Raw genomic sequence first — 11,615 nt, forward strand, 5'->3', positions numbered from 1 at the left:
GGGCGCCTTCTAACGGTCGTTGCAACACCCAGAGATATTGGGGGTTGCAACGACCGTGCCGCGTTTAACGAAGGATCCGAAGAGCGTCAAGAGGCCGTCGACCGGGGACAGGGAGCGGTTCTTCGTCGTCTTTGACCGCTTGGGCAGTACGACGGCGGCGGCCCGGGAACTCGGGCTGAACCCGAGCACGTGTGCCGGGTGGGTGCGGAAGGCGGGCTTGAGGAGCCGGGCGTCCCAAGACGTCCGGTACCCTCGCCGCGAGGGTCACCCCCGGCGTGGGGAGTACTTCGAGCTACGCAGTCAGGGGGTCCCGAGGCGTGAAGCGGTTCGCCGGGTGGGGGTCAACGAGCGCACTGCCAGGGACTGGGACCGGGGTATCCGCAAGAGCAACGGGCGCAGGATCCATCCGGACGGGCGGGTTGTGGGCTACAAACGGGGAATGACGAACACGATTGAAAAGGCCGCCTTGAGGGCTGCCGAGGCGTTCCGGGGCGAGCGCCCGATCAGTGCCCGGTTCCTGACTCTGCAGGAGCGCGAGCGATTGCGGGACCTGCACCGGGACGGCCTGTCCCTCCGCCGCATCGCCGCCGTGATGGGCCGCAGCGTCTCGACGCTGAGCCGGGAGCTGCGCCGCAACGCCGATTCCGAGCTGGGGTACCTGCCCCACACCGCCCACCGGAGTGCGGTCCGCCGTCGGGCCCGGCCCAAACCGTCCAAGCTCGACGGGACACGGCTGGGCGCATGGGTACAGGCACACCTGGACGTGAAGTGGTCCCCGGAGCAGATCTCGCACAAGCTGGTCAGGGAATTCCCCGACGATGCGGAGATGCGCGTGTGCCACGAGACCATCTACCAGGCGATCTACCTCCAGGCCCGGGGCGGGCTCAAACGCGAGCTCGAGAGCGCCCTGCGCTCCGGGCGGACCCGCCGCAAGCCGCACCGGGACCCCGGCCAGCGCACGCCCCGCTTCGCCGATCCGATGGTGATGATCTCCGAGCGCCCGCCCGAGATCGAGGACCGGGCGGTGCCCGGGCATTGGGAGGGGGACCTGATCACCGGAGCGCTGAACCAGTCAGCGATCGCGACCCTGGTCGAGCGCACCACCCGCTATACCATGCTCGTCCACCTGCCACCCGGTGACCACGGCGCAGAAGCCGTCCGCGACGGGCTCGTCCGCACGATGGCGACCCTGCCGGCACACCTGCGCGGATCCCTCACCTGGGACCAGGGCGCCGAGATGGCCGCGCACAAGGCCTTCCGGCTCGCCACGGACATGGACGTCTACTTCTGCGACCCGGCCAGCCCCTGGCAACGCGGCACCAACGAGAACACCAACGGACTACTGCGCCAGTACTTCCCCAAAGGCACCGACCTGGCCGTCTACGGACCCGAGGACCTCGAACACGTCGCCCAGGAACTCAACGGACGCCCACGCAAGACGCTCGGCTGGGATTCCCCAGCCGAGCGTCTGCGTGATCTACTACTGAACAACTAGCCAGCAGGTGTTGCAACGACCCCTAGAAACCGCCTCGCTGCCGGGCCCTCCGTGTGCCGCCGCCAGCCCGGTCCCCACGGGGACCGGTGGCACCCCTAGTAGCGGAAGCGGGTGCCGGTCTTGATGGTCCAGCTTCGGCCCTCCAGCGGGTTGCCCGCCTTGTCCCGGATGCCGGGCTCCGCACCGACGATCACGCGGTACGTGGTGTTCGCGGCCAGGGTCACGTCCGGGTCGATGGTGACGACGCGGTAGATCGCGTTGTGCCGGACGGTCGCCCGCACGCGCCGGCCGTCGTCGTCCTTGACGAGGTGGACCCTGCGGTCGGTGACGCCGAGGACACTCTCCGTGAACTTGCCGGTGACGCTGGCGGTGCGCGGCACGTTCGTCGTCTCCGACCGCGGGTTGACCCGCGGCGCCGGGCCGGTCGTGAACTGCCAGGTGACCGGCTCGAGCGCGTTGGCGTTCGCGTCGTGGATGCCTGCGCCGAGCCGGGCGGTGTAGGTGGTGTCCGGCTCCAGCCAGGCCTCCGGGTCCAGCGTGGCCATCCGGCTGACCGGGTTGTAGCTGACCGCCGCCCGGACGTTCCCGGCGGGCGACTCGAGCGTGACCGAGGTTCCGTCGATGCCGCCGACGTGCTCGGTGAACCTGACCAGCACCTTGGTCGAGACCCCGACCGCCTTGGCGTCCACGACCGGCATCCGGGCGGCCACGGTGGGCGCGTCCGTCTCCGAGCGGGGGACGACGACGGCGGTGCGCGCGGACGCCGGGCCCGTGCCGACCGAGTTCACGGCCACCACGTCGAAGGAGTACCCGACGCCGTTGTCCAGCGGGGCGACGTCGATCGCCGTGGCGGTCGGCATGGCCTTCACGGTGTCCACGATCTGGCTGCCCTGGAAGACGCGGACGTCGAACCGGGTGATGGGCGCCGCGTTGGCGACGGGCTCCGGCGGCTGCCAGGACACGTTCACCGTCGCGTTCCCGGCCGTGGCCGTCCCGATGACCGGGGCGCCCTGCAGGACCGGGGTCGGCCGCAGCGTCACCGCGTTGGAGGCCGTCGAGTAGGCGCTCGTGCCGAACGCGTTCCGGGCCGCGACCTGGAACCGGTAGGTGGAGTCGTTGGCGAGGCCGGTCACGACCAGGCTCCGCACGTCATCCCCGGCCGTGCGCGGGGTGCCGACCTGGGCGCCGTTCGCGTCCAGCACCTTGACGAGGTACTCGGACACGATGCCGGTGGCCGGGGCCCGCCACGTGATCGTCGCCGAGGCGTCGCCCGCGGTGGCGGTGCCGATCCCCGGGGTGCCCGGGGCGACCGAGTCGGCGAACTGCAGCCGCTCGATGTTGCGCAGGGTGTCGGTCCCGTCGCCGGTGGCCTCGCCCTCCGCGGCGCCGCCGTCGTCGGGCTCGGCCGCGGCGTCGGCGAGGTGCGTGACCGTGGTGACGGACCCCGGGGAGCCCGGGGTGCCGTTGCCGCCGGTCGTGGTGACGGTGTAGTTGGCGCGGATGTCGGAGAACACTGCGGTGTCGATGGTGCCCTCCGTCTGTGCCGCGGTGGGCATGTGGATCTCGCGGACGATCCGCAGGTGGGCCGGGTTCACGGTCCCGGCCGCGACGTCCGCCGCGAGCGTGCGGGTGCTGCCGGCGCGGTACGGGGCGTCCATGCGCGGGGTGGAGCCGATCTCGTTCCCGGCCCCGTCCGTGACGCTGATGCGCACGGTCAGGTAGCGGTCGCCGTCCAGGATGTCGTCGCCGCCGCGGCCCTCGAGCGTGTCGGAACCGAGGCCGCCGAGCATGATGTTGCCCTCGCCCCAGACCGGGCCCTCGAGCGGGCAGGCGCCCAGCGCGGAGGCCGCCTCGACCGGGCCCAGCGCATGCGTGGGAGCCGGCACGATCGCGCCCAGCCCGGCGATCCGGGCGATGCCCTTCGCGTCCAGGGCGTTGCAGCCGGTGAAGCCGGCGCCGGCCACGAGCCGCGGGACGGAGTCGTCGCCGCGCAGGGTGTCGTTGAAACGGCCCCCGGAGACGGCCTCCATCTCCTGCCACCGGTCGCGGTTGACGACCTCGGGAAGGTTCAGGCCCAGCAGGTTGCGGTTGATGTCCATGTCGTCGTCCGCACCGACGGTGTTGTACTGGTGCGTGGCCCAGTCGAAGCCGCCCGCCCCGGAGTACCGGTCGATGGCCGCGTTGGAGGACATGACGTCGTCGCCGCCCTCGGAGTCGTAGTCGTTGTCGCCGACGTCGCCGACGAAGACGTCGTGGCCGGGCTGCGGTGCCCCCGGGTCGTCGAAGAACAGGGAGCCGTGGTCGCCGATGAGCAGGTCCGCCCCCTCGCCGCCCTGGATCCAGTCGTCGTCGCCGTCGCCGAACGCCACGTCGTTGCCGTTGCCGGCCATGATGAAGTCGGTGCCCGGTCCGCCGAACGTCTCGTTCTCGCCGTCGCCGGCGTCCGTGAAGTCCTGGCCGTCGCCTCCGACGACCAGGTCGAGGCCGTGGCCTGCGTTGAGGTAGTCGTGGCCGGGACCGCCCTTGAGGACATCCGCGCCCGCGAGGTCCGTGACGCGGTCGTTGCCCGCGCCGGCGAGGACGGTGTCGTCCCCGCCCTGGCCCTCAATGACGTCGTTGCCCTCGGCGCCCCAGAACGTGTCGTTATCGTTGCCGCCCGTGACGCGGTCGGTGTTCGCGGTGCCGTTGTAGACCGACTGGCCGTTGATGCCGGAGGGGTCCTCGGTGTTGTACTCGCGGTACTGGAGGGTCCCGTCGGGCTTGCGCAGCAGCAGCGCCGACTCGTCGCACTCGGACGCCGGGTCGTCGGCCACGGTGGGGCCGAAGGACGCCCAGCCCTCGGTGGTGCCGGCCAGGTTCGCCAGCTGGAACTTGCAGTCCGCCGTGGCGAACGAGTCCGCCTTGAGCGAGTGCACGCCGTCGGTGTTGCGCATGACCAGCTCGGCGAAGCTGTTGCCCTCGAGCTGGCCCAGCAGGTTCGTGCCGGGCAGGCGGTGCAGGTAGTAGAAGCGGTCGCCGTTCTGCAGGTCCGCCATCTGGTTCTCGAAGACGTAGTTGAAGGTGCTGCCGAGGTGGCCGCCGAACAGGTTCGTCTTCTCCGCCAGGCCGCCGACCCACAGGTCCACCCGGTTGAGGCCGGTCTCGGTGTCGGCGTAGGCGCCCGTGGAGTTCATGAACTCCACGGCGTCCGCGCTCGGCGAGACGCCGAAGCCCGGGCTGACCAGGGCCTGGGCCGCGGCCCGCTTGTCCGTGATGGTCGTGGCTCCCGTGATGGACGGGTGCGTGCCGTAGGCCGCGACGAAGTTGACGAGGGACGCGGGGTGCTTCAGGTTCTGTCCGAAGTCCGCCCAGCTGGTGTACGGCTTCAGTTGGGCGTCGCCGGTCTCGGCGTAGAGCTTGGCCCGGAACGGGTTGAGCGGCTGCACGCCGGACTCCCGGGCCCTGGTCAGGTTGATGGAGGCCAGGTCCATGGGCAGGCCGAGCAGGTTGTTGCGCAGGGTTTCGGTCGTGAACTCGTCCATCTCGTTGCCGACCTGGTCGCCCATGCCCATGAAGACGCTGCCGGCCCCCTCGCGTGCGGTCAGCGTCCCGGCCGGGCCGCCGTCCGTGAGCTCGGGTGGGTTAAGGAAGGCCTCCAGCAGCGGCACGGAGTTGTCGCTGCCGTCCGGGTTGGTGCGGGACATCGTGTCCGTGAGCATGGAGTGCCCGAACCGGTAGACGGCGTGGGCGAACTCGGCGCGCACCGCGGCGTCGACGTCCGTGTGGTAGGCGACGAACGGCTGGAGCTCCGGCTGGACCTTGCGGGCGAACTCCTCGAAGACGATGTGCTGGTACTCCATCTCCGTGATGAACCGCGCGGCCTGGAAGAGGCGCTCGCCGTTCCAACCGCCGGCCCCCGCGGCCGACTTCCACTCGGGGAGGGCCGCCACGCCGTGCGCGGAATCGTCGTTCAGGAGCACCTGCTTGATGTCGTCCACGAGCCGGTCGTGTTCGGAGTGGAAGACCTGGTGGATCGAGGTCAGGCCGATGTTCTCATTGACGCGGCCGTCGCCGGAGGTGAAGTGCGCGTCGAGCATCTCGTCGTCGTACGTCCCGGCCGGCTGGGCGAGGAAGTCGGAGCTGGCCGTCGTGTCCCCGTCCGGCGTCGGCGCCACCGGAGCGGTGCGCGGGTCGTGGTCGTGGTCGCGCGGCGACGGGTCGGCGTGGTGGGCGATGTCGGTGATGAACGGCGTCTCGAAGTAGATCGCGTTCGCCGGCACGGGCACCGGGTTCGCGCGGTCGCCCTCGACGTAGCCCGTGGTGGTCGCGTACTGGGGCAGCCCGTGCTTCGGGCCCGGGATGAACTTGCCGTAGGCGTCCACGGCCATGAGCGGGATGTTCGTCGCGTCCCTGTCCTGGAGGTCCAGGCCCAGCAGCGTCTTCGCCTGGTGCTTGAGGCCCGCCCAGGTGGCCATGCCGCCGGCGCCGGGCCCGGTCTCGGTGCCGAGCAGGTGGCCCGTGGAGACCGGCTTGCCGGCGGCGTTGTCCACGTACTCGCGCAGGAACACCTGGTGCGACGCGTGGGAGCCGTACGTCTGGGACTGGTCGACGTACGGGGAGTCCGTGTTCAGGGCGTCCCGCTGGTCGTCGTCCGTGCCGAGCTTGCCGTCCGGTCCCGGCTGGTTCTTGCCCCGGGTGAGGACCATGAAGGCCTGGTGGGCCGGGACCTCGTCCCCGGTGGCGGCCTTGCCGTCGGGACCGTGCGTGCGCAGCGGGTCGTCGGCCTTGAGCGGGATGAAGACCGTGCCGCCGCCCTTGACGGTCTGGTCGACGCCGTGGTCGAAGAACTGGCCGAACAGCGTGAACAGGCCGTTGTACGGCGGGGAGAGCCCGACGTCGGTCGTGACGTTCGGGATCATCAGAGTGTCGCCGCTGGGCACGCAGCCGGCGGGCTTGCCCTCCACGGGCGGGTCCGCGTCGGGGTCCGGGTCCGTGGCGCACGGCTTGACGCCGTCGGCGCCCTGAGTCCGCACGGGGAACCCCGCGGCCTCGACGGCGGCGGGGTTGGTGGAGGTCTGGTCGACGATCAGGTTGCTGATCGTGCGCGGCCGGCTGTCGACGACGTTGCCGCTGGTCTGCTTGTACGAGGTGGGGCCGGGCGCTCCCAACCAGCTCGGCGCGTCCTCGGCGTCCCCGAACTCCGCGGGCACCATCCGCGGGAACACCCGGTCCGCCGCCCCGAAGGCATCGCGGCCCTCGGCCAGGTTGTTGCAGGAACCGTCGACGGTGCGCAACCCGTAGGAGGTCATGATGTCGGGGACCTGGTCCGGCCGGTCGCCCAGGAGGGCGCCGCAGGGCCCGGTTTCCGACGTGGTGTTGGCGACGTGCGCCTCGGCGATCTTGATCTGGCGCAGGATGAACGAGAGGTCACCCGGCGTCACCGTGAAGCCCGCCCCGACGGGCGCCGCCGCGGCCGGCACGATGGGCAGTCCGCCCAGCGTTCCCAGCGCCAGCGCTGTGACGGCGGCAATCCCCCTCATGGGGGTCCGCCGCGTCGGGCGTGGTCGGCGTCGCCTCCCCCCTGCGACGCCCTGCCCAGAGCAGACGGACTCATCCCCACAAGCATTCATGACGACCCCCCAAGGTGCGTGATGTGATGCCCCCCAAAATGCGGGACCCACCTTGTGAATAACTTGGGTGGGTGATCAGCGGCGCGGACGGACCGCGCCGCGCGCCGCCTTCGCGGCACGCGGCGTGGTAGTGGAAGGGGCATGGCGGGGTTCCCGGGCAGGCGCGGCGGGGACCCGGTCCGGCGGGCTACGTGTTGAGTCCGCCGCCCGGCGTGGCGTCGGACTCGGCGTCGGGCTCGTCGCTCTCGCCTTCGTGGTCGGAGGGGTGCACCTCCGCGGTGGCCGCCGCGGCCCCCAGCACAGCCACCGCCGCAATCGACCACACCATGATGGTGCGGCGGCTCACGGGTGGGCCGGGGGGACGCGGGATGGGTGCGCGCGGGCGGCCGGCGAGGACGACGGCGGCGGCCGTGGCCGCGACGCCGAGCAGCGTGGCGGCCGCGTCGGCGACGCCCACAGGCTCCGGGATGCCGGCCTCCGGGCCGAATGGCAGGCCGGCGGTGCGGGAGACCGCCCAGACCGCGGACGGCACGGCGGTGACCAGCACGGCCGCGCCGAGGGGCCAGGTGGCCGGGCGCAGGACCGCGACGGCGGCGCCCGCCTGGGCGGCGGCCAGAAGCGCGAAGAACGCGGCGGCCGGCGGCCAGTGCTCCCAGTGGGCCGGGGCCGCGAACGCATGGATCAGCGCGGCACCGGCCAGGAGCGAGGCCAGGACGACGCGCCCGTGTCCCGGGCCGGCCGCCCAACGCCACCGGCGCGGCCCGGCCGGGAGCGGTCGCAGCCGCTGGGCGAGGTGGGCCCGCGGGCCCAGCCCGAGGGGGACGGCCCCGAGCCCCAGGTCCACCGGGTGCATGCCGGGCATGGCGAGGCCGAGGCCCGGCTTCGGGGGCGTCCGATGCGGACGGCGCGCCGCCGTCGTCAACCCCAGGCGGCCGCCCCGCACGGCGGCGACCCAGCCGACGACGACGAGGTTCGTCACCAGCAGTGCGGCCGCGCCCACGGCGATCCCGCGCAGCTGGATCGCCGCCGCTTCGGCGCGCATCGCGGCGACACAGTCGCCGGGACAGGCCTCGGCCATGACCCCGGAATGTTCCAGCCCGGCGGCCTGCAGACGGAAGCTCGTCCATGCCTGCAGCGCGAGCAGGAGGGTGCCTGCCACGGTCGCCGCGGCGGCCGTGAGCACGACGGACCGGACCACGCCGGGGGACCGGACCACGCCGGGGGGACGGGCCCGGGCCGTGGCGGCGCCGGGGGGCCGGACCCGGGCCGCAGCGGCGCTGGATCGACGGCCACGCGCCCGCAGGGTGGCGGGACCGGCCGCGAGGACAGCGAGCGTGAAGAGGGGGACGGACGTGAGCCCGTCCCGCACCCAGGACGCGAACGGGGTCTGGGAGACGGCGATCGATCCGATCGCGCCGCGCAGCGCGACGACCCAGAATGCCGCGGCGAATGCGAGCACGGTGGCCAGGGCCAACACGGCGGGCCACGAGGTCCTCAGGAGCCCCGCGTCCGCGACCCGGCCCGGGGGGAGGCCAGGTCGCGGACCGGGGCCCGGCCCCGGGGGGCGACCCGGTGCCGGAGGGGGGTCCGGCACCGGGTGGGAGGCCGGCACCGGGCGGGGGATCGTTCCCCGGCGGCGGCCCGTCTCGTGGCTCATGGCGTGATCTCCCAGCCGAACATCATGGCGTGGTCCTCATGCGCCAGGTTGTGGCAGTGGGCGACGTAGGGCCCGGTGAAGTCGCGGAAGCCCCGGTAGAGGATGACCGACTCGCCGGGGTCCAGCGAGACGACGTCCTCGCGGGCGACGATGTCCGGATGGCCCGCGTCGGGCCGCCGCGTGACGTCGACGCCGTCGCGCATCAGCGTCCGGTGCTCCTCCATGTGCAGGTGGAACGGGTGCACCCACCCTCCGCCTCCGTTGCGGATCTCCCACACGTTGAAGCTGCCCTTGCGCTGCAGCGCCTGGGGCGTCTTCCCGGCCGGGTTCTTGAGGCTGTGCGCGACGGCGTGGGGCTCGAAGGCCTCCCCGTTGATCAGCCACTCCACCTCGGCGCCCGCGCTGCCGCGCTGGACCTCGAAGATCATCCGCTCCTCGAGCATCGAGCTCCAGTTCGAGGGGAGGGGCGGCAGGTCGCGCAGCTTCTGCATCGGCGCCGGCATGACGCTGGCGTCCGGGGCGGTATCGCCGATGACGAACTTCAGGACCGGCACCTTGTACTCGGGGTCCGGATTGAAGCGGGAGGAGTTCTCCCACATCCGGCCGTCCTCCATCTTCATGGTGTTGGTCAGGTAGACGACGTCGCCCTTGGTGGTGGGCGTCCCGTCCTGGTACCTCGTGAAGTCGATGATGACCTCGCGCCGCTTGGCGGGCCACAGTTCGAAGGAGTCCCGCCGGAGCGCGAAGGGCAGCAGGCCGCCGTCGGACGCGATCTCGGTGAACCGCATGCACTGCTGGCCGTCGGGGATCCGGTACTGCCCGTCCAGCTCCTCGTCCTTGTAGCCGAGCGACGCCGCGGACTTCGGGCCGCGGGTCGAGGACATCAGCTGGAAGTCGTAGATCCGGGCCACGGAGGCGTCCAGGAACCGGAAGCGGTACTTGCGGCGCTTGACGTGCATCACCGGGTACGCGGTGCCGTTGACCGTGAACAGGTCGCCGACGAAGCCGCGGCTCGGGAAGTGGCGGTAGAACGTCTTGCCCCACCACTCCGGGTGCGTGCGGGGGTTGTCCGCCTCCGGGTACTCGCCCAGGCCGTCGTGGACGTCCTGGTGGACGGTCACGCCGTCGTCGAGCCGCGCGTCGAAGAACGCCAGCGGCACGTCGTAGGCGACGTCGAACGCGCCGTCGGAGCGGTTCGTCCGCACACCGGGCAGGCGCAGCCCGCGCCGCTCGTCGCCACAGTCCTTGTAGTTCTTCGGGTCGTAGAGCGGGTAGAGGCCGACCATGCCCTTGTAGACGTTGGCCCCGGTGTGGTCCATCGAGTGGTCGTGGAACCAGAAGAAGCTCTGCTTTTCCCGGTCGTCGCCGCCCGCGGGCCAGTTCAGGTACAGGTTGTCGCACCAGGTCTTCGGCTCGTAGCCCAGCGCGTGCGGGCCGTACTGCATGCAGTAGGCCGGGTTCCCGTCGCTCTCCGGCGCCGTGTGTGCGTTGTGCAGGTGCGTCAGGAAGGACGCGTCCGGGGCGCCGAAGTCCTGCCGGTCCAGCCCGTACGGGTTCTCGTCGAGGTGGTTCTCGAACCGGACCAGGCACGGCCTGCCGTACTGGGCGTTGATCATCGGCCCGGGGAACGTGCCGTTGTAGCCGTAGATGGTGCTCGGCGGCAGGACCCGGCGCGTCCCGGCCGCGTACTTGCGGCCGGACGCGTCCCAGGAGGGCGCCGGCCGCCCGTCGCGGTCGATCGGGAGCACGGCCGAGGTCGTGAACCGGTGCGGCCGCACCCGCAGGTCGATCTTGTACACAAGCGGGTCCGGGTAGCCGATGTCCCGCGGCCAGATCTGGTGCCGCTCGTTGCCGATGGAGTTCTGCTGCCCGTCCGCCGGCCCGGGCGTCTGCTTCCAGAACTGGTAGACGGTCCGCGGGACGGGGGCCAGCGCGCGCGGGATCTTCAGCTCGTCCGTGAAGGGCGAGAGCACCAGCGGGCTCGTCGGGTACTCCTCGATGTAGAACAGCTGGTCGGACAGCTTGGTGGACGCCGCGGCAAAGGCGCCGTCCGCGCTGAGCAGCCCCCGCTGCTCCAACAGGGGCGCCCCCCAAGTGCGCGCCCCCATCACGGCGGCCCCCAGGCCGCCCACCGCTGCGACTCGCAGCATCGTGCGGCGGGAGACCCCGCCGTCCGCTTCTTTAGGCATGACTTCTTCGCCAACCCCCAAGTTGGCGGGACGCACCCGTCGGGCGACGGGTCCCCAACGTCCCGCAACATCCCTCCGGTGAAACGCCCAGTCGTCCCATCGGACTAATGCCTCATGATCGCTCCGCCCGCTTGCGAAAAGCTTGGGAAATCCTGAGGGTGCGGCCGGGCCGGAGGGGTCACGCAGTTCGGGCGCTTCCGGGGGCCTCGCCCTAGGGTGTGTTGCTAAAGCGTCATGAGGCAAGGATCGGGTTCGATGGTCTGGTGGCTAATCGCGATTTGATCTCCGATGGCGTGTGGGAAGTGATCGGTCCGGTGTTTCCCCCGTACAAGGGAACCGGGCGCCCCGTGGCCGATCGCCGCACCGTGGTCGAGGCCGTGGTGTGGAAGTTCCGTACCGGCGCCCCCTGGCGGGACCTCCCGGAGCGGTTCGGGAACTGGAACACCGTCTTCAAGAACTTCGACCGCTGGGCCAAGGACGGCACCTGGGACCGGGTGCACAAAGTGGTCCAGACCCGGGCCGAGGAAGTGGGCGACCTGGATTGGGTGGCCTCGATCGACTCGACCATCGTGCGCGTGCACCAGCACGGCGCGAACCTTGCCCGGGACACAGGGGGCCGGAGCGAATTACAAGAAAACCGGCCCGGAGCCGCCTGACCACGCGAT

The 11,615-nt window shown here is 71.6% G+C and carries 5 protein-coding genes; 2 read left to right on the forward strand and 3 right to left on the reverse strand.

The window, feature by feature from the left end; translation table 11 throughout:
- Window positions 1-334 precede the first annotated feature (334 nt).
- Window positions 335-1,495, forward strand: coding sequence for an IS30 family transposase (locus AC1Q5D_RS17535; protein ID WP_481738913.1), 1,161 nt, complete (start codon window positions 335-337; stop codon window positions 1,493-1,495).
- A gap of 95 nt (window positions 1,496-1,590) precedes the next feature.
- Here the strand turns inward: AC1Q5D_RS17535 and AC1Q5D_RS17540 are convergent, their stop codons facing one another.
- The 3 genes from AC1Q5D_RS17540 to AC1Q5D_RS17550 form a co-directional block, all read right to left on the reverse strand.
- The gene (locus tag AC1Q5D_RS17540) at window positions 1,591-7,014 is read right to left on the reverse strand and encodes a peroxidase family protein (protein WP_481739737.1); all 5,424 of its coding nucleotides are present in this window, start codon (window positions 7,012-7,014) and stop codon (window positions 1,591-1,593) included.
- Window positions 7,015-7,291: 277 nt separating this feature from the next.
- Window positions 7,292-8,581, reverse strand: coding sequence for a hypothetical protein (locus AC1Q5D_RS17545; protein ID WP_481739738.1), 1,290 nt, complete (start codon window positions 8,579-8,581; stop codon window positions 7,292-7,294).
- Window positions 8,582-8,757: 176 nt separating this feature from the next.
- Window positions 8,758-10,950 carry a multicopper oxidase family protein gene (locus AC1Q5D_RS17550; RefSeq protein WP_481739739.1) on the reverse strand — a complete coding sequence of 731 codons (2,193 nt, stop codon included), beginning with the start codon at window positions 10,948-10,950 and terminating at the stop codon, window positions 8,758-8,760.
- Window positions 10,951-11,213: 263 nt separating this feature from the next.
- Here AC1Q5D_RS17550 and AC1Q5D_RS17555 point away from each other — a divergent pair, with 263 nt between their 5' ends.
- Entirely contained in the window at window positions 11,214-11,606 is a 393-nt protein-coding gene (locus tag AC1Q5D_RS17555) for an IS5 family transposase (protein ID WP_481739740.1), read from the forward strand.
- Window positions 11,607-11,615: the final 9 nt, after the last annotated feature.

It is taken from the genome of Arthrobacter paludis (assembly GCF_056782315.1).

Excerpts from the sequence above, each read along its gene's own strand:
- AC1Q5D_RS17540 (WP_481739737.1), bottom strand. The coding sequence starts at position 7,014 with ATGAGGGGGATTGCCGCCGTCACAGCGCTGGCGCTGGGAACGCTGGGC.
- AC1Q5D_RS17550 (WP_481739739.1), bottom strand. The coding sequence starts at position 10,950 with ATGCCTAAAGAAGCGGACGGCGGGGTCTCCCGCCGCACGATGCTGCGA.